The 17314-nt window shown below is 71.2% G+C and carries 17 protein-coding genes; 10 read left to right on the top strand and 7 right to left on the bottom strand.

Features of this window, described 5'->3' with window-relative positions; translation table 11 throughout:
* The first annotated feature begins 39 nt into the window (after window positions 1–39).
* Window positions 40–858, top strand: coding sequence for an SDR family NAD(P)-dependent oxidoreductase (locus ACIQU6_RS16680; RefSeq protein ID WP_403482346.1), 819 nt, complete (start codon window positions 40–42; stop codon window positions 856–858).
* 100 nt (window positions 859–958) lie between these two features.
* On the opposite strand, the gene ACIQU6_RS16675 is transcribed toward ACIQU6_RS16680, so the two are convergent.
* The gene (locus ACIQU6_RS16675) at window positions 959–1555 is read right to left on the bottom strand and encodes a hypothetical protein (RefSeq protein WP_403482345.1); all 597 of its coding nucleotides are present in this window, start codon (window positions 1553–1555) and stop codon (window positions 959–961) included.
* Between the two features lie 320 nt (window positions 1556–1875).
* Here ACIQU6_RS16675 and hemL point away from each other — a divergent pair, with 320 nt between their 5' ends.
* From hemL to ccsB, 7 genes are all read left to right on the top strand, one after another.
* Entirely contained in the window at window positions 1876–3201 is a 1326-nt protein-coding gene (gene hemL / locus ACIQU6_RS16670; protein WP_403482344.1) for a glutamate-1-semialdehyde 2,1-aminomutase, read from the top strand.
* 35 nt (window positions 3202–3236) lie between these two features.
* Window positions 3237–3932 (top strand): histidine phosphatase family protein, encoded by a 696-nt coding sequence (locus tag ACIQU6_RS16665; RefSeq protein ID WP_403482343.1) that lies wholly within the window; start codon window positions 3237–3239, stop codon window positions 3930–3932.
* Between the two features lie 147 nt (window positions 3933–4079).
* Entirely contained in the window at window positions 4080–5288 is a 1209-nt protein-coding gene (locus ACIQU6_RS16660) for a hypothetical protein (protein WP_403482342.1), read from the top strand.
* 129 nt (window positions 5289–5417) lie between these two features.
* Complete coding sequence (locus ACIQU6_RS16655; protein ID WP_403482341.1) at window positions 5418–6032, top strand: TlpA family protein disulfide reductase; 615 nt, start codon at window positions 5418–5420, stop codon at window positions 6030–6032.
* Between the two features lie 7 nt (window positions 6033–6039).
* Window positions 6040–6801 carry a cytochrome c biogenesis CcdA family protein gene (locus tag ACIQU6_RS16650; RefSeq protein ID WP_403482381.1) on the top strand — a complete coding sequence of 254 codons (762 nt, stop codon included), beginning with the start codon at window positions 6040–6042 and terminating at the stop codon, window positions 6799–6801.
* 3 nt (window positions 6802–6804) lie between these two features.
* On the top strand, window positions 6805–8631 hold the full coding sequence (locus tag ACIQU6_RS16645; RefSeq protein WP_403482340.1) for a cytochrome c biogenesis protein ResB: 1827 nt from the start codon (window positions 6805–6807) through the stop codon (window positions 8629–8631).
* Window positions 8628–9716, top strand: a complete 1089-nt coding sequence (gene ccsB / locus ACIQU6_RS16640; RefSeq protein ID WP_403482339.1) for a c-type cytochrome biogenesis protein CcsB — start codon at window positions 8628–8630, stop codon at window positions 9714–9716. The genes ACIQU6_RS16645 and ccsB overlap by 4 nt, the downstream gene beginning before the upstream one ends.
* A gap of 92 nt (window positions 9717–9808) precedes the next feature.
* On the opposite strand, the gene ACIQU6_RS16635 is transcribed toward ccsB, so the two are convergent.
* The 4 genes from ACIQU6_RS16635 to ACIQU6_RS16620 all read right to left on the bottom strand — a co-directional run bounded on the left by ACIQU6_RS16635 (window position 9809) and on the right by ACIQU6_RS16620 (window position 13269).
* Window positions 9809–11236 carry an alkaline phosphatase family protein gene (locus ACIQU6_RS16635; RefSeq protein ID WP_403482338.1) on the bottom strand — a complete coding sequence of 476 codons (1428 nt, stop codon included), beginning with the start codon at window positions 11234–11236 and terminating at the stop codon, window positions 9809–9811.
* 192 nt (window positions 11237–11428) lie between these two features.
* Entirely contained in the window at window positions 11429–12067 is a 639-nt protein-coding gene (locus ACIQU6_RS16630; protein ID WP_403482337.1) for a DUF4291 domain-containing protein, read from the bottom strand.
* A gap of 86 nt (window positions 12068–12153) precedes the next feature.
* Window positions 12154–12717 carry a nucleoside deaminase gene (locus ACIQU6_RS16625; RefSeq protein ID WP_403482336.1) on the bottom strand — a complete coding sequence of 188 codons (564 nt, stop codon included), beginning with the start codon at window positions 12715–12717 and terminating at the stop codon, window positions 12154–12156.
* Between the two features lie 66 nt (window positions 12718–12783).
* Window positions 12784–13269 carry a PLD nuclease N-terminal domain-containing protein gene (locus ACIQU6_RS16620; protein ID WP_403482335.1) on the bottom strand — a complete coding sequence of 162 codons (486 nt, stop codon included), beginning with the start codon at window positions 13267–13269 and terminating at the stop codon, window positions 12784–12786.
* Between the two features lie 87 nt (window positions 13270–13356).
* Between ACIQU6_RS16620 and ACIQU6_RS16615 the strand changes: the two genes are divergently transcribed.
* Both ACIQU6_RS16615 and mqnP read left to right on the top strand, forming a co-directional pair.
* A complete protein-coding gene (locus tag ACIQU6_RS16615) occupies window positions 13357–14811 on the top strand; it encodes a menaquinone biosynthesis decarboxylase (RefSeq protein WP_403482334.1) in 1455 nt (484 codons plus the stop codon).
* Complete coding sequence (mqnP, locus tag ACIQU6_RS16610) at window positions 14808–15710, top strand: menaquinone biosynthesis prenyltransferase MqnP (protein ID WP_403482333.1); 903 nt, start codon at window positions 14808–14810, stop codon at window positions 15708–15710. Before ACIQU6_RS16615 ends, mqnP begins: the two co-directional genes overlap by 4 nt.
* A gap of 211 nt (window positions 15711–15921) precedes the next feature.
* Here the strand turns inward: mqnP and ACIQU6_RS16605 are convergent, their stop codons facing one another.
* Window positions 15922–16494, bottom strand: coding sequence for a DUF4870 domain-containing protein (locus ACIQU6_RS16605; RefSeq protein WP_403482332.1), 573 nt, complete (start codon window positions 16492–16494; stop codon window positions 15922–15924).
* Window positions 16495–16612: 118 nt separating this feature from the next.
* Window positions 16613–17218 carry a rhomboid family intramembrane serine protease gene (locus ACIQU6_RS16600; RefSeq protein WP_403482331.1) on the bottom strand — a complete coding sequence of 202 codons (606 nt, stop codon included), beginning with the start codon at window positions 17216–17218 and terminating at the stop codon, window positions 16613–16615.
* Window positions 17219–17314: the final 96 nt, after the last annotated feature.

The raw sequence follows: 17314 nt of genomic DNA, 5'->3' as shown, positions 1-17314 counted from the left end.
AAGCACCAAGAAGACCGCCGGCAAGGAGAACCCCACCCCATGACGAGCATCCCGCACGCCGACCACACCGGCCCCCGACCGGGCGCACCCGACCCCGCCCTCCCCGACCTCACCGGTCAAGTGGCCCTGGTCACCGGGGCGTCGGGCGGGATCGGCCGGGGCATCGCGCTGCGGTTCGCCGCCGCCGGTGCGGACGTGGTCGCGCACTACCGGGCCGGCGAGGAGGCCGCGGGGGCGCTGGTCGAGGAGATCCAACGGGGCGGCGGGCGGGCGCTCGCGCTGCGCGCCGACCTGACCGCGGAGGAGGAGTGCCACCGGCTGGTCGCGGAGGCGGCCGGGTGGCGCGGGCGGCTGACCGCGCTGGTGAACAACGCGGGGGTGCAGCCCACCCAGGAGCTGACCGGGATGTCGCTCGCCGACTGGCGGGCCGTCGCCGACCCCAACGTGCACAGCGTCTTCGCCTGCACCCAGGCCGCCGTGCCGGCGCTGCGCGCGGCCGGCGGCGGCACGGTGACCCACATCGCCTCCATCGAGGCGGACCGCCCGGCGCCGCACCACGCCCACTACTGCGCGTCCAAGGCGGCGGTGGTGATGCACGCCCGGGCGGCGGCCCTGGAGTACGGGCCGTACGGGATCCGCGTCAACAGCGTCTCGCCGGGGCTGATCGCGCGGCCGGGGCTGGCCGAGGACTGGCCGGAGGGGGTGGCCCGGTGGCAACGGGCCGTGCCCACCGGGCGGTTGGGGCGGCCCGAGGACGTCGGCGACGCCTGTGTCTTCCTCGCCTCGCCGATGGCTTCCTGGATCACCGGCCACGATCTCGTCGTGGACGGCGGGGTCTCGGCCCGTCCCACCTGGTGAGCCCGTCGCGAGGGAGGGCCCGTCCACGAGCCGGCACCCGCGGTGCGTCGGCCCCGCGGCGCCGCCCCGGCCGGGCCTTACGCGGACCGCGTCCGGCGGCTCACGGCCACACCAGGCAGTACGCCTGGTGCCCCGCCTCGTGGAGGCGGTGGGAGAAGTCCTGCCATTCGTGCAGGAGTTGGTAGACGCTGAAGGCGTCGCGGGGGCCGCCGCGGTCGGGGACGGTGGACCAGATGAAGGCGGCCGCGCCGACCGACTCCTCGCCGACGCCGCGCAGCGGATCGACCACGGTCATCGGGAGCTTGACGACGGCGTAGTCGGGGTGGAGGACGACCAGTTCCAGCGGGGGCACCTTGTGCAGCGGTATGCCCTCTATACCGGTGAGGACCATGGCCGCCATGGTCTCCGGCTTGATCTTGGTGAACATGCCGCCCATGCCGAGCTCGTCGCCGCCGAGTTCCTCGGGGCGCATCGAGATCGGGACCCGGGCGGCCGTGGCGCCGTTGGGCGCGCCGAAGTACTTGTACGTCACCCCCATGCGGCCGCCCCTGTTTTCCCCGCCCGTAATGCTCTCGGTGCCCCTGTACCGGTCTTCGTCCCCGTGGCGCTCGGCGCCCTCCCGCCGGTGACGGCCGCGCTGGGCGCGCTCGGGACCCCGGTCATTGGTTCCCTCGCCCAGTTCGCCACCGCGATGCATATCTCCACCCGACCACTCGCAGCCCCAGCCGCGCAACCCGATCATCGTCCCAGAGACCTCCCCCGTCACCGGCGCGTGAAACGCCCGGCCGCACGCCCCCGTGCACCTCTGAGACCATTGCTTGCGTGACTTACTCGTACGACGCCCCAGTTTCGCAGACGCGCGGGGGCTGACGCCCGGTCGCGAGCGAGAGGAACGAAAAAGAAACCAAGCGGGAATGCAGGGGAATCGCGCGGGCGGGCCGGGTGGTCCGCGGGTGCTTCCCCGCGCCCCAGCCAGCCGGGCCGTGTCCGCGCGCCGCCGCCCTCCCTCCCCCGTATATGCAGGTCAGGATCACAGTGTCTTTTCCGTATGAAGCCCCTGTTTCGCAGTCGCTGTTCGACCGCGCGTCCGTGGTGACGCCGGGCGGCGTGAACTCTCCGGTGCGGGCCTTCCGGGCCGTGGGCGGTACGCCCCGGTTCATGGTGTCCGGTACCGGCCCGTACCTCACCGATGCCGACGGCCGGGAGTACGTCGACCTGGTGTGCTCGTGGGGACCGATGATTCTCGGCCACTCGCACCCCGAGGTGATCGCGGCGGTCCAGGAGGCGGTGTCCCACGGCACGTCCTTCGGGACGCCCGGCGCCGGCGAGGTCGAGCTCGCCGAGGAGATCGTGGCGCGGATCGCCCCCGTCGAGCAGGTGCGGCTGGTCTCCAGCGGTACCGAGGCGACGATGTCGGCGATCCGGTTGGCGCGCGGCTTCACCGGCCGGGCCAAGGTGATCAAGTTCGCCGGCTGCTACCACGGGCACGTGGACGCGCTGTTGGCCGCGGCCGGTTCGGGCGTGGCGACGTTCGGACTCCCGGACACCCCCGGGGTCACCGGTGCACAGGCCGGCGACACCGTCGTGCTGCCGTACAACGACCTCGACGCGGTCCGGGCCGCCTTCGCCGCCCACCAGGGCGAGATCGCCTGTGTGATCACCGAGGCGTCGCCGGGCAACATGGGCGTCGTCCCGCCGCTGCCCGGCTTCAACCAGGGCCTCAAGGGCCTCTGCGAGGAGCACGGCGCGCTCTTCATCTCCGACGAGGTCATGACCGGATTCCGGGTCAGCAGGGCCGGTTGGTACGGCATCGACGGCGTCCGCCCGGACCTGATGACCTTCGGGAAGGTCATGGGCGGCGGCTTCCCGGCCGCGGCCTTCGGCGGCCGCGCGGACGTCATGGCGCACCTGGCCCCGGCCGGGCCGGTCTACCAGGCGGGCACGCTGTCCGGGAACCCGATCGCCACCGCCGCCGGCGTCGCGCAGCTCCGACTGCTCGACGACGCCGCGTACGCCAGGGTCGACGCGGTCTCGACGGAGGTCCGCGGACTGGTCACCGCCGCGCTGGCCAAGGAGGGCGTGGCGCACCGGCTCCAGGTCGCCGGGAACATGTTCTCGGTCTTCTTCACCGACGCCGAGGTCACGGACTACGACAAGGCCAAGGCGCAGGAGTCGTTCCGCTTCACCGCCTTCTTCCACTCGATGCTGTCGCAGGGCGTGTACCTCCCGCCGTCCGCGTTCGAGTCGTGGTTCGTCTCGACCGCGCACGACGACGCGGCGATCGAGCGGATCGCCGCCGCGCTGCCGGCCGCCGCGCGGGCCGCGGCCGAGGCGACCGCGTGATCGGCACGGGCGGAGCGGACCGGAAGATGGGTGACATGAACAACGGCGACGCGAACGGCGACGAGATCACCGTCGTCCACCTGATGCGGCACGGCGAGGTGCACAACCCCGAGGGCGTGCTCTACGGGCGCCGGCCCGGCTACCACCTCTCCGATCTGGGGCGGAAGATGGCCGACCGGGTCGCCGAGCACCTCGCGGACCGGGACATCACGCACGTGGTGGCCTCGCCGCTGGAGCGCGCGCAGGAGACCGCGTCGCCGATCGCCGGCGCGCACGGCCTGGAGATCGCCACCGACGAGCGGCTGATCGAGGCGGCCAACGTCTTCGAGGGCAAGACCTTCGGGGTGGGCGACGGTGCGCTGAAGAAGCCGGGCAACTGGAAGTACCTCACCAACCCGTTCCGCCCGTCGTGGGGCGAGCCGTACATCGAGCAGGTCGTCCGGATGATGGCGGCGCTCGGCGCGGCCCGGGACGCGGCCCGCGGGCACGAGGCGGTGGCGGTCAGCCACCAGCTCCCGATCTGGATCGTGCGCAGCTTCGCCGAGCGGCGGCGGCTGTGGCACGACCCGCGGAAGCGGCAGTGCACGCTGGCCTCGCTGACGTCGTTCACCTTCCACGGTGACAAGATCGTTTCCGTGGGATACAGCGAACCGGCGCGCGACCTGGTGCCGTCCCATCTGTTGGCGGGCGCCAAGCCCGTGAAGGGCGGGTCCAAGGCGTTCGGCGCCTGACAAGCCATCACGTGGCGAAATGTCAAATTCGCCGGAAATGCAGAGTCTGAGCCAATAGCACGGAACCTCACCGTCCGACATGCCCTCTATAAAGATGTCCGTTTATATGGATATCTAGTTCGTCGAGCACGGATGGGGAACGACGCTATGGGCGCGATCAGTCGGCGAAGCCTGCTGGGCATGGGAGTTGGGGCGGCCGCCGCGCTCGGCGTGGCGGGCTGCTCCAGTTCCGGGTCCGGCGGCGGTCAACGGGTGAAGAACGCGGCGCCGGCCCGGCCCAAGCTCATAGGCGACGGCTCGACCTCGGACTACGGCAAGCAGCCCAACCAGCCCGCCGCCCCCGAGCGGCTGGAGCCGGGTCAGACCCCGCCGCAGTTCGTGATCTTCTCCTGGGACGGGGCGGGGGAGGTCGGCAACGGCCTCTACCCCCGCTTCCGCAAGCTGGCCAAGGACCACGGCGCGGCCATGACCTTCTTCCTCTCCGGGCTGTACCTCCTGCCCGAGCAGAAGAAGCACCTCTACCTCCCGCCGAACAACAAGCCCGGCGCCTCCGACATCGGCTACCTCAGCGACGCCCACATCAAGGAGACGCTCGACAACGTCCGTCAGTCGTGGCTCGACGGGCACGAGATAGGCACCCACTTCAACGGCCACTTCTGCTCCGGCCGGGGCAGCGTCAAGCACTGGACGCCGCAGCAGTGGCAGTCCGAGATAGACCAGGCGGTGGGCTTCGTCACCAAGTGGCGGACGCACACCGGCTTCTCCGACGCGGACCCGCTGCCCTTCGACTACCGCAAGGAACTGGTCGGCGGTCGCACCCCCTGCCTGCTCGGCCAGGAGAACCTGCTGCCCACCGCCCGCAAACTGGGGTGGCGCTACGACGCGAGCTCGCCCGGCGGCCTCCAGATGTGGCCCCGCAAGAAGCAGGACATCTGGGACTTCCCGCTCCAGCAGATACCTTTCCCCGGCCACTCGTTCGAGGTCCTGTCGATGGACTACAACATCCTGGCCAACCAGTCCAAGAACTCCACGAAGGCGCCGCCGGCCAACTACCCGGGCTGGCGCCGGCAGGCCGCCGACGCGTACATCTCCGGTTTCCGTCGGGCCTACGAGACCAACCGCGCGCCGTTCTTCATAGGCAACCACTTCGAGGAGTGGAACGGCGGCATCTACATGGACGCCGTCGAGGAGGCGTTCAAGCACATCGCCAACGAGAAGAACAAGGACGTCCGGCTGGTCTCCTTCCGGCAGTTCACCGACTGGCTCGACGCGCAGGATCCGCAGGTCGTCCGCAAGCTCCAGCGGATGGGCGTCGGCGAACGGCCGGCCGGTGGCTGGAAGAGCTACCTCGCCTGACGGTCGATCGGACCGCGCGGCGCGCCGGAATGGGCGGTTCCGGGGGGTCTGACATGGCTCTTCGCGCGGGGCGTGGCGGGGCGAGGGGGGCGCGGAAGATCCGCAATTGGCCCATGCGAAACTTTTCACATGAGTGACAGCCGCGCCCCCCGCCGCCTCACCAGTCGCCGCCGTCTCGCCCTGTACGCCGCGGGAGCGGCGGCCGCCTCGCTGACGCTCGGCGCCTGCGGCGACGGTGCCTCCGGCGGCTCGGCGCAGACCCGGTTCGTCCAGGGCAAGAACGGCGTCGACACCGTCCAGCCCGACGAGCGGCAGCCGGCGCCCGACCTGTCCGGCGAGACCACCACCGGCAAGAAGCTGAACGTGGCGGACTACAAGGGAAAGGTCGTCATCGTCAACGTCTGGGGCTCGTGGTGCGGCCCCTGCATCGCCGAGGCCGCCAACTTCGCCAAGGTCGCCAACGAGACCAAGGCCAAGGGCGTCCAGTTCGTCGGGATCAACACCCGCGACGTCGAGAAGGCGCAGGCCACCCAGTTCGAGGAAGAGCACAAGATGCCCTACCCGAGCCTGTTCGACCCCCAGGGCAAGTTGATGCTGCGCTTTCCCAAGGGCAGCCTCAACCCGCAGGCGATCCCGTCCACCATCGCCATCGACCGGCAGGGGCGGATCGCCGCGCGCTCGATCGGCCCGCTCGCCGAGGACGACCTGCGCAAGATGGTCGACCCGCTGATCGCCGAGAAGTGATCGCGTGATCGCGCTCGCCGCCGCCACCGCGCAGAACCAGACCATCCTCACCGGCACGCTGCTCGCCGCCGTCCCGCTGGCCCTCTTCGCCGGCCTGGTCTCGTTCTTCTCGCCCTGCGTCCTCCCCCTGGTCCCGGGCTACATGTCCTACGTCACCGGCGTGACCGGCACCGACCTCGCCGAGGCCCGGCGCGGCCGGATGCTGGCCGGCGCCGGCCTCTTCGTCCTCGGCTTCACCGCCGTCTTCGTCTCCGGCGGCGCCCTCTTCGGGTTCTTCGGCCAGACCCTCCAGGAGTACAAGCCCGTCATCTCGCGCGTCCTGGGCGTGCTGATGATCCTGCTCGGGCTGGCCTTCGCCGGCCTCCTGAAGCGGTTCGGCCAGCGCGAGCTGCGGTTCCACAAGAAGCCCTCGATGGGGCTGAGCGGCGCGCCGGTGCTCGGCGTGCTCTTCGGCGTCGGTTGGACGCCCTGCCTGGGGCCCACCTTCACCGCCGTCAACGCGCTGTCCTTCCAGGAGGCCAGCGCCGGCCGCGGCGCACTGCTCACCGTGGCCTACTGCCTGGGCCTGGGGCTGCCGTTCATCGCGGTGGCGCTCGCCTTCCGCCGGATGCTCGGCGCCTTCGGCTGGGTCAAGCGGCACTACGTATGGGTGATGAGGGCGGGCGGCGGCATGATGATCGCCCTCGGCGTGCTCCTCGTCACCGGCGTCTGGGACAGTCTGATGTCGCAGCTCCAGAGCTGGACGCAAAGCATCACCGTTGGGATCTGATTGATGTCCACCAAGACCGACACCACGGACGAGCCGGGCTCCACCGCCGACCAGGGCGGTGATCTCGGCGCGGCCGGATCCCAGCTCTCCACCGCCCCCAAGGAGGACATCAGCCTCCCCTCGCTCGGCCCGATCGGCTGGGCGCGGTGGTTCTGGCGGCAGTTGACCTCGATGCGGGTGGCGCTGCTGCTGCTCTTCCTGCTGTCCATCGGCGCGATCCCCGGGTCGCTGATCCCGCAGACCAGCATCGACCCGGTCAAGGTCGACCAGTTCAAGGCCGAGCACGCCACCCTCGGCGGGATCTACGACAAGCTGGGGATGTTCCACGTCTACAGCTCGGTGTGGTTCTCGGCGATCTACCTGCTGCTGTTCATCTCGCTGATCGGCTGCATCGTGCCGCGCGCCTGGCAGTTCGTCGGGCAGCTCCGCGGCCGCCCGCCGGTCGCCCCCCGCCGGCTGACCCGGCTGCCCGCGTACACCACGTGGCGCACCGAGGCGGCGCCCGAGGACGTCCTCGACGCCGCCGAGCGGATGCTGAGGAAGCGGCGCTTCCGGATCCGTCGGGAGGGCACCGCGGTCGCCTCCGAGAAGGGCTACCTCCGCGAGGCCGGCAACCTCCTCTTCCACGTCGCGCTGATCGTGATGCTGGTGGCGTTCGCCGTCGGCAGCCTGTGGAAGTCCGAGGGCGGCAAGCTGATCGTCGAGGGCGACGGCTTCTCCAACAGCCTCACCCAGTACGACGACTTCTCCTCCGGGCCGTTCTTCGACACCGACACCATGGCGCCGTTCGGCTTCACCCTGAACTCCTTCGACGCGACCTACGAGCGGACCGGCCCGCAGAAGGGCACCCCCCGCACCTTCCAGGCCAACGTCACCTACTTCTCCGGCGCGGACGGCGCCGAGCACAAGCAGACGATCCGGGTGAACACCCCGCTCGACATCGACGGCAACAAGGTCTACCTGCTCTCCCACGGCTACGCGCCGGTCGTCACCGTCAAGGACGGCCGCGGCAAGACCGTCTACCACGGTGCGGTGCCGTTCCTCCCGCAGGACCCCAAGAACTTCACCTCCTCCGGCGTGGTGAAGGTCCCCGGCGCCCGGACCAAGGACGACCAGCGCAACCAGCTCGGTTTCCAGGCGCTGTTCGTCCCGACCTTCGGCGGCAAGAACTCCGGGTCGATGTTCTCCCAGTTCCCGGCGCCCGACTTCCCCGTGCTGTCGGTGAACGCCTGGCACGGCGACCTCGGCATGGACTCCGGCCTGCCGCAGAACGTCTACCAGCTCGACACCAAGCGGCTGAAGCAGTACAAGGACGCCAGCGGCGACATCTTCAAGAAGATGCTGCTGCCCAAGGACCGCGCCGGGCAGATGCTCGGCCACGCCGGCGCCAAGCTGACGCCCGACCAGCTCGACGCCGAGTCCACGATGAAGCTCCCGAACGGCGAGGGCTCCATCACCTTCGAGGGCATCAAGACCTGGGCCAGCTTCAAGATCGCCCACCAGCCCGGCAACGGGCTCGCGCTGGCCGGCGCGGTCTGCGCGCTGCTCGGCCTGGCCGCCTCGCTGTTCGTTCAGCGGCGCCGGGTCTGGGTCCGGGCGGAGCCCGCCGACGGCGGCGGCACCGTCGTCGAGATGGCCGGCCTCGGCCGCAGCGAGTCGGCCCGGGTGGCGGAGGAACTGGCCGCCCTGGCGGCCGCGTTGACCCCGAGCGCCCCGCTGGCCGCGCCCGCACCGGACACCGGGGAAGCCCCCGCATCGTCCGCCGAAGACCCGACGGAGCCCACCGACTCTGCCGATCCTGCTGATCCCTCCGAAGGAGCGCGCGCGTGAATCTCGCTGCCGCAGCCAACGAGACACTGGCTCACAACAGCAATGTGCTGGTCTATTCGGCGATGGCCATCTACACCCTGGCCTTCGTTGCCCACATGGCCGAGTGGGTGTTCGGCAGTCGCAGCAAGGTCGGCCGGTCCGCCGCCGCCCTGACCGCTGAGGGCGCCGCGGCCGTCGCGGCGGCTCCCGTGCGCAGTGCGCAGAGGGGGGGTACCGCGGTCCTGGAGCGTCCCAAGGTCGTCACCCGGGCCGCGGCCGGCAGCCGGGACGTCCCCGACGGCCCCGGCGCGCACGGCGGCACGGAGAAGGGCGACCTCTACGGTCGGATCGCGATCTCGCTGTCCGTCCTGGCCTGGGCGTTGCACGTGGGGGGCATCGTGACCCGTGCGCTGTCCGTGCAGCGTGCCCCCTGGGGCAACATGTACGAGTTCTCCACGACCTTCGCCGGGGTCGCGGTGGGCGTCTACCTCGTCCTGCTGCTGTTGAAGAAGAACGTGCGCTGGATCGGTCTGCCGCTGGTCACCACCGTCCTGCTCACCCTGGGCCTGGCGGTCAGTGTCCTGTACACCGCCAGCGACCAGCTGGTGCCCGCGCTGCACTCGTACTGGCTGTGGATCCACGTCTCCTGCGCGATCCTGTCCGGCGCGGTGCTCTACCTCGGCGCGGTCGCCACGCTGCTCTTCCTCTTCCGCGACCGCTACGAGGCCAAGCTGGCCGACCCGGAGGGTCCGCAGCCCGGCGCCTTCGCCACCTCGATCCTGGAGCGGCTGCCCTCGTCGGCCTCGCTCGACAAGTTCGCCTACCGGGTCAACGCCACCGTCTTCCCGTTGTGGACGTTCACCATCATCGCGGGCGCCATCTGGGCCGAGGCCGCCTGGGGGCGTTACTGGGGGTGGGATCCCAAGGAGGTCTGGTCCTTCATCACCTGGGTCGCCTACGCCTGCTACCTGCACGCCCGGGCGACCGTGGGGTGGAAGGGCCGCAAGGCGGCCTGGCTGGGCCTGATCGCCTTCGCCTGCTACCTCTTCAACTACTACGGCGTGAACATCTTCGTCACCGGCCTGCACTCCTACGCCGGCGTCTGAGCAGCTCCCGCCCGACCCCCAACGCAACCGGTGCCGTACGGACGGCCTCCCCCGAGGTCGTCCGTACGGCACCGTCGTCTGCGCGGCCGGTGTCAGCGGCGCTTGCGCCCGCCGTGTTCCTGCCGCGGCGGGTGCTGGTCCGCGCCCGGCAGCTCCGGCTTCGGCAGGTGGGCCACCTCCCACTGCGCCTCGGCCAGCTTCTCGGCGGTGTCCCGGGGCAGCCGCGGTGCGTGGTGCGTGGGGGAGCGGAAGCCGAACGCCGAGGTCAGATCGCCGAACGTGTCCCGCCGCCAGTCGCTGATGTTGGGCTCGGTCACGCCCGTGAACCGCTCCAGGAACTGCAGCACGGAGGTGTGGTCGAAGGCGTCGCCGGCCGCCCAGCCGCCCACCGTCCAGGGGGAGATGATCAGGCACGGCACCCGGAAGCCGGCCCCGATCGGCAGGCCCTGGACGAACTCGTCCTTGGTCCCGGCCGGTGCCACCGGCGGTGGCACGTGGTCGAACAGGCCGTCGTTCTCGTCGTAGTTGAGGATGAAGGCGGTCTTCGCCCACACCTTGGGGTTCGAGGCGACCGCTTCGATCTTCTTGGCCACGTAGTCGGCGCCGGCGGCCGGCAGGTAGTCCGGGTGCTCCGACTGGTGGCTGGTGGGGATCAGCCAGGAGACCGCCGGCAGCCGGTCGTTGCGGGCGTCGTCCTCGAAGGAGCCCGCCTGCCGGCGCCGCATGCCCCGCTCGTACAGCGCGGTGCCCGGCTTGGCGTCCCGGAACGTCTGGAACTGCTCCAGCAGGTTGCAGCCGTAGTTGTCCTCCTCCTGGTACACCTGCCAACTGATACCGGCCGCCTGGAGCCGCTCCGCGTACGTCGTCCATCGGTACGGCGTGGGCGCGGTGTTGTCGAGGATCGGGCCGCCGTGGGTGCCGCCCGGGTCGAGGGTGCCGGTCATCCAGTACAGGCGGTTGGGCCAGGTCGGCCCGAAGACCGAGCAGAAGTAGTTGTCGCAGAGGGTGAACGCCTCGGCGAGGGCGAACTGGAAGGGGATGTCCTGGCGGGTGTGGTAGCCCATCACATAGGGGCCGTTGATGCCGTCGGCCTTGCGGTGCGCGGGCAGCCAGCGGTCCATCTTGCCGCCGTTCCACGCCTCGTGCTGGACCGACCAGGCGTGGCTGGTGGAGGGGATGGCCTGGGCGCTGGAGGTGTGGGTGTTCAGGCGGAACGGCAGCAGATAGCCGTCGGGGTTCTCGGCGTCGGGCTGGTAGAAGACGGAGCGGCCGGTGGAGAGCCTGAGCGCGTGCGGGTCGTTGAAGCCGCGGACGCCGCGGAGGGTGCCGAAGTAGTGATCGAAAGAACGGTTCTCCTGCATCAGGAGGACGACGTGCTCGATGTCGCGCAGTGAGCCGTTACGCGGGGGACCCGCGGCGACGGCCTTCTGGACGCTGGGCGGCAGCAGCGACAGTGCGGCGGTGCCGCCGATCGCCGCTGCCGCCGAGCCGAGGAGTCTGCGTCGGGTCATATCCGGCATATGTGCCACTCTCCCTGAGTCGCGTAGGCCCTCGGTGGACCTTCCCGACTCTGGCGGTGGCCTAGTTTCGCGGGCAGGGGGAGGTTGCTGAACGACGCGTCAATTGGCCGTGAACAGACCCGAGTTGGCTGGTCAGCCCTACGTCCCGTACGTCACGTGACGCAGCGCACGACCACTCGCGCACCACTCCGGCTACGCCTTTGCGGCAATTGACGGGGACACGCGGCTTACGCCCGGAGTTCCCTCGGGCGCCGGGTACGGGCGTTCGTCGGGGAGCAGGGCGCGGGCGGCGCCCTCCTCGCCGGCGCGCACCAGCGCGTGGATCTTCCGGGCCAGCGGCGTCACGTCGCGGACGGCGACCAGCCACTCGTCCGCGTAGGCCCGGGACAGCGCGCCGGACAGCCCCAGTTGGAGCGAGCGGTGCGGGAGCGGCCTCAGGTGCAGATCGCGCTCGGGGTCCCACTGGACGCGGGCCGGGGAGGTGCGCAACGCGCGCTGCCAGGCGGCGCGGTCGGGGTGCCGGGCGGGGTCGTGGTGCGACAGGCACGCGTCGCGCAGCGCCCGGTCGAAGCCCTCCCGGGCGATCTCGACGGCCAGCACCGTCTCCTGGTCGGCCTTGGTGGCCCAGCCGCAGCGGTACATCATCCACAGGAACGACGGCTTGACCCACGTCATCCGGTCCCGCTTCCAGGCGGCCGGGAAGCGGCCGTCGCGCGCTGCGGGGCGGCCCAGCGCCGGCGCGTACGCCTGGTAGACGGTGACGGTGTCGGCGGTGTGCAGCGCGCGGATGCGGCAGAACGGCTCTCGGGAGGCGGGGGTTCCGGGGCTCATGACGGCCCATCCTGCCGACGCCGGGCGCCGCGGACCACCGGATTACGCGTCAGTCCTCGGCACCCCGCTCCGACGGGCCGACGGCCTCAGACGCCGCCGATGTCCTCCTGCCACAGCTCCGGGTGCGCCCCGATGAACTCCCGCATCAGCGCCGCGCATTCGCGGTCGTCCAGCAGCACCACCTGCACACCGTGCCGGGCCAGCCAGTCGTGCCCGCCGTGGAAGGTCCGGGCCTCGCCGATGACGACCCGGGAGATCCCGAACTGGCGGACCAGCCCGCTGCACAGCCAGCACGGCGAGAGCGTGGTGACCATCGTCGTGCCCCGGTAGCCGCGCCGCCGTCCGGCCGCCTGGAAGGCCACGATCTCGGCGTGCCGGGACGGATCGCCGTCCTGCACGCGGCGGTTGCGGCCCAGGCCCAGCGGCGCGCCGTCCGGTCCGTAGAGCGCCGCCCCGATCGGGACGCCGCCCTCGGCCAGCCCCGCCCGGGCCTCGGCGAGGGCCGTCGCCAGCATCGCGCGGGCCCGCTCCTGGAGGTGGTCGGGGTGCCCGGACAGATCCTCGTGGCCGTCGATGTGGCCGTAGCGGCGGACGGCCTCGCGGTCCTGTCCCCACGCCCGCGGCCGGTCCCGATCCGGTGCCTGGTCCATGCGGTCACTCTTCCCGCCCGGCCGGCCGTCGCAACGCCCGCTGGGCCGGACGGCCGTGAGGGGGGCTCAGGACGCGGCGGGCGGGGTCTCCTCGGGACCCTTGCGGCCGCCGGGTCCGTCGCCGGAGCCCCCGGCGCCGCTGCCGTCCGCGTCCTTCGGGCCGTCGCCGGGCCCGGCCTCCTTGCGGCGCAGCTCCTCCTCGCGGCGGCGCAGATCGGCCTCCCAGTCCTTCAGCAGCGTCTCGTCCTTCTTGTTCTCCTCGCGCAGCGACCGCAGGAACTCGGGGTTGTCGTCCGGTGCCACCCACGCCGCGCCGGAGTTGCGGTGCCACTCGGCGGGCGTGCCGCCCCGGCCGTTCGGGGCGCGGTCCCGCGGCCGGCCCGCCACCAGCCAGGCGATCGGCCCGATCAGCACCTCGCCGAAGAGCAGGATGATGAACACCCACGCCACCTTCGGCAGCCCGCGGACCTGCGACTCGGGGGTGTTGAGGCAGTCGATGAAGGCGTAGATCCACAGCGCCAGCACCAGTAGGAACGGCAGATACCTGAGCATGGTGGACGGTCCCCCTGGGCGCGCGGGCGGACCCGCGACGGGGCCCCGTGACCCGTACAGGGTAGTGCGTATCGGATACTGGAACGCATGGCTTACGACGATCTTCGCTCCCTGCTGCGGGCTCTGGAGCGCGAGGGCGACCTCACACGCATCAAGGCCGAGGTCGACCCGTATCTGGAGGTCGGCGAGATCGTGGACCGGGTGCAGAAGGCCGGCGGGCCGGCGCTGCTCTTCGAGAACGTCAAGGGCTCGGCGATGCCGCTGGCCATGAACGTCTACGGCACCGACCGCCGGCTCCTCAAGGCGCTCGGCCTGAGCGACTACGAGCAGATCAGCGAGAAGATCGGCGGGCTGCTCAAGCCCGAACTGCCGCACGGCTTCGTGGGCGTGCGCGAGGCGTTCGGCAAGCTGGCGAACATGACGCACGTCCCCCCGAAGAAGGTCAAGGGCGAGGCGCCCGTCCAGGAGGTCGTGCTCACCGGCGACGACGTCGACCTGGAGAAGCTGCCGGCGCTGTTCACCTGGCCCAAGGACGGCGGCTCCTTCTTCAACCTCGGGCTGACCCACACCAAGCACCCCGAGACCGGCGTCCGCAACCTCGGCCTCTACCGCCTCCAGCGCCACGACAAGCGCACCATCGGGATGCACTGGCAGATCCACAAGGACAGCCGCAACCACTACCAGGTCGCCGCCAAGCGCGGCGAGCGGCTGCCGGTCGCGATCGCCTTCGGCTGCCCGCCGGCGGTCACCTACGCCTCCACCGCCCCGCTGCCCGGCGACATCGACGAGTACCTCTTCGCCGGCTTCCTCCAGGGCAAGCGGATCGAGATGGTGGACTGCAAGACGGTCCCGCTCCAGGTCCCGGCCAACGCCGAGGTCGTCATCGAGGGGTGGCTGGAGCCCGGCGAGATGCTGCCGGAGGGCCCGTTCGGCGACCACACCGGCTTCTACACGCCACAGGAACCGTTCCCCGCGCTGAAGATCGACTGCGTCACGATGCGGCGGCGCCCGCTGCTCCAGTCGATCGTGGTGGGCCGGCCGCCGACCGAGGACGGCCCGCTGGGCCGGGCCACCGAGCGGTTCTTCCTCCCGCTCCTCAAGATCATCGTCCCGGACATCGTGGACTACCACCTCCCCGAGTCCGGCGGCTTCCACAACTGCGCGATCGTCTCGATCGACAAGAAGTACCCCAAGCACGCCCAGAAGGTGATGCACGCCATCTGGGGCGCCCACATGATGTCGCTGACCAAGCTGATCGTGGTGGTGGACGCGGACTGCGATGTGCACGACCTCCACGAGGTCTCCTGGCGGGCGCTGGGGAACACCGACTACGCCCGCGACCTGACCGTCGTCGAGGGCCCGGTCGACCACCTCGACCACGCCTCCTACCAGCAGTTCTGGGGCGGCAAGGCGGGTATCGACGCCACCAAGAAGTGGCCCGAGGAGGGCTACACCCGCGACGGGGGCTGGCCGGACATGGTCGAGTCGGACCCGGCGATCGCCGAGCGGGTGACGAAGCGTTGGAAGGAGTACGGGCTGTGAGCGCCTCTGCCGCCGCGGTACCGCAAACGGGGAAGACCAGGGCCTTCCTGCGACTCGTCGTCATCGAGCACTCGGTCTTCGCGCTGCCCTTCGCCTACATCGCCGCGTTCACCGCGATGCAGCGGCTGGACCAACACGTCCACTGGCTGCGGCTGTTGCTCGTCACCGTCGCCATGGTCGGCCTGCGCACCTTCGCGATGGCCGTCAACCGCATCATCGACCGGGAGATCGACGCCCGTAACCCGCGCACGGCCGGCCGCGAACTGGTCACCGGCGCGGTCTCGGTGAAGTCCGCCTGGACCGGCGCGCTGATCGCCGTGGTGGTCTTCCTGGGCGCGGCCGCGCTGCTCAACCCGCTGTGCCTGGTGCTGGCGCCGGTCGCCGTGGTGCCGATGGTGGTCTATCCCTACGGCAAGCGCTTCACCAACTTCCCGCACGCGATCCTCGGCCTGGCCCAGGCGATGGCCCCGGTCGGCGCCTGGCTCGCGGTCACCGGTTCCTGGTCCTGGGAGTCGGTGATCCTCGGTCTCGCGGTCGGCATCTGGATCGGCGGCTTCGACCTGATCTACGCCTGCCAGGACGTCGAGGCGGACCGCGAGAACGGCGTGAAGTCCGTGCCGGCCCGCTTCGGCGTGCCGGGCGCGCTCTGGGGAGCCCGCTGGTGCCACGTCGTCACGACCGCGCTGCTGGCGTGGTACGGCGTCGTCATCGGCGCCGGCCTCTTCTTCTGGATCGGGCTGGTGATCGTGGCGGTGGCCTTCTGCTACGAGCACGCGATCGTGCGCCCGCACGACACCTCCCGCCTCAACCGGGCGTTCTTCCAGGTCAACAGCTTCATCGGCATCGCGCTGTTCGTCTGCGCCCTGCTCGACCTGTTCGTCCGCGGGCTGACGCCGTGAACGACCCGACGCCGTAACGACGCCCGACGTCGTGAGGCCCTGACGCCCTGGCACCGCGACACCGCGGTGCCAGGGCGTTCTCGCGTTCTGAGACGTCGTGGTGCCGTGGCGTCGCGGCGACCCGACGACGTCGCGGCCCGTCGCGCTCCGGGACGCGCCGCCCGGTCGACCGTTGCAGGTGAGCCCTCGCCGCTCCGCCCTTGCTGAGCGCTCAGCCCTTCACGAGCGGCCAGGCGATCAGCCGCGGATAGCTCCACGGCTCGCCCTTGTTGGCCTTGGTCGTGGCGATGATGGCGCAGACGATCCCGGATATCGCGTAGGCCGCCATGACCACCATGACGGTCACCAGCGGCACGGCCAGCCCCGGCGGCGCCTCGCTGCTCCCGCTGTGGTCGACGGCGGCGAAGACGATCGCGCTGCCGAAGTACAGCACCACGCCGAGCACCGCGACGATGGCCTGGGTGAGGCCGAAGTTCAGCGCCTGGGTGGCGTGGTGGCGGACGTACGGGTCGTGCTTGTGGCGGGCGTTGCTCCGGAGGGACAGCGGGGCGATCCAGCCCAGGAAGCCGCCCAGGCCGCAGAACATCGAGCCCGCGGTGATGGTCAGCACCGCGCCGAGGTGCGCCCACATCGCCGGGCCCGTCGCGGGCGCGGGCGGTGGCTGGACGCCGTAGCCGGGGGCGGTCCGGTAGCCGTAGCCGGCCGCGCCGGGGTGGCCGTAGCCGCCGGGCGGGGGCTGTTGCCAGCCCGCGGACGGGCCGTGGCCCTGGTAGGGATCCGACATCTCCACTCCCCCGCCTCTGCGTCCCCGTGCCCCCGACGGGCCGCGCCCTCGTGTCGCGCGGCCGTCACGTCCCGCTCGCCGGGCCGGGAACGCCCGGATTGGGACGGCGAGTTCGAGACTACGGGACGGGTCTGACAACGGCGCCGGCCGCCGGCACCGCCCGCCCCCGCCCGCGCAGCAGGCACGCCGCCAGCACTCCGCCGATCAGCCCGAACAGATGGCCCTGCCAACTGATCCCGCTGGTGGTGGGCAGCGCGCCCCACAGGATCGAGCCGTAGAGCAGGCCGACGCCCACCCCGATCGCGATGTCCAGCGGCTTGCGCTCGATGAAGCCGCGCACCAGCAGATAGCCGAAGAGCCCGAAGACCACCCCGGAGGCGCCCGCGGTGTTGCTGTGCGCCGGGGCGGTCAACCACACGCCCAGGCCGCTGACGACGATGATCAGCAGGGCCGCGGCGAGGAACCGGCGGATGCCGCTGCGCAGCGCGGCGACGAAGCCGAGCACCAGCAACGGCAGGGTGTTGGCGGCCAGGTGTTCGAAGCCGAAGTGCAGGAAGGCGGCGGGCACCACGTCGACCAGTTCGGCCGGATCGCGGGGCTGGATGCCGAAGGTGTCCAGCGCGTTGCCGCTGAGGGTGTCGATGCCCTCCAGGACCCAGAGCAGCGCGACCCAGCCCACCATCAGCAGCAGCGCGGGCCTGGCCCCTGCGGTCCGCGGTGTCATCGCCCGCCCCCTTCGTCGTCGTTCTCGCGCGCCCGGTGGCGTCGTACCGGCGCACAGGTAGTAACGGTCGTGACGGTCCCGGTGGTTCCGCCGGAT

The sequence above is a fragment of the Streptomyces sp. NPDC090442 genome (assembly GCF_044769405.1).
Taxonomy (GTDB): domain Bacteria; phylum Actinomycetota; class Actinomycetes; order Streptomycetales; family Streptomycetaceae; genus Streptomyces.
This window is presented reverse-complemented; position numbering and strand designations above follow the sequence as displayed.

Coding starts and splice junctions, on each gene's coding strand:
- ACIQU6_RS16680 (WP_403482346.1), top strand. CDS start 40: ATGACGAGCATCCCGCACGCCGACCACACCGGCCCCCGACCGGGCGCA.
- ACIQU6_RS16675 (WP_403482345.1), bottom strand. CDS start 1,555: ATGCATCGCGGTGGCGAACTGGGCGAGGGAACCAATGACCGGGGTCCC.
- hemL (WP_403482344.1), top strand. CDS start 1,876: ATGCAGGTCAGGATCACAGTGTCTTTTCCGTATGAAGCCCCTGTTTCG.
- ACIQU6_RS16665 (WP_403482343.1), top strand. CDS start 3,237: ATGAACAACGGCGACGCGAACGGCGACGAGATCACCGTCGTCCACCTG.
- ACIQU6_RS16660 (WP_403482342.1), top strand. CDS start 4,080: ATGGGCGCGATCAGTCGGCGAAGCCTGCTGGGCATGGGAGTTGGGGCG.
- ACIQU6_RS16655 (WP_403482341.1), top strand. CDS start 5,418: ATGAGTGACAGCCGCGCCCCCCGCCGCCTCACCAGTCGCCGCCGTCTC.
- ACIQU6_RS16645 (WP_403482340.1), top strand. CDS start 6,805: ATGTCCACCAAGACCGACACCACGGACGAGCCGGGCTCCACCGCCGAC.
- ACIQU6_RS16635 (WP_403482338.1), bottom strand. CDS start 11,236: ATGCCGGATATGACCCGACGCAGACTCCTCGGCTCGGCGGCAGCGGCG.
- ACIQU6_RS16630 (WP_403482337.1), bottom strand. CDS start 12,067: ATGAGCCCCGGAACCCCCGCCTCCCGAGAGCCGTTCTGCCGCATCCGC.
- ACIQU6_RS16625 (WP_403482336.1), bottom strand. CDS start 12,717: ATGGACCAGGCACCGGATCGGGACCGGCCGCGGGCGTGGGGACAGGAC.
- ACIQU6_RS16620 (WP_403482335.1), bottom strand. CDS start 13,269: ATGCTCAGGTATCTGCCGTTCCTACTGGTGCTGGCGCTGTGGATCTAC.
- ACIQU6_RS16615 (WP_403482334.1), top strand. CDS start 13,357: ATGGCTTACGACGATCTTCGCTCCCTGCTGCGGGCTCTGGAGCGCGAG.
- ACIQU6_RS16605 (WP_403482332.1), bottom strand. CDS start 16,494: ATGTCGGATCCCTACCAGGGCCACGGCCCGTCCGCGGGCTGGCAACAG.
- ACIQU6_RS16600 (WP_403482331.1), bottom strand. CDS start 17,218: ATGACACCGCGGACCGCAGGGGCCAGGCCCGCGCTGCTGCTGATGGTG.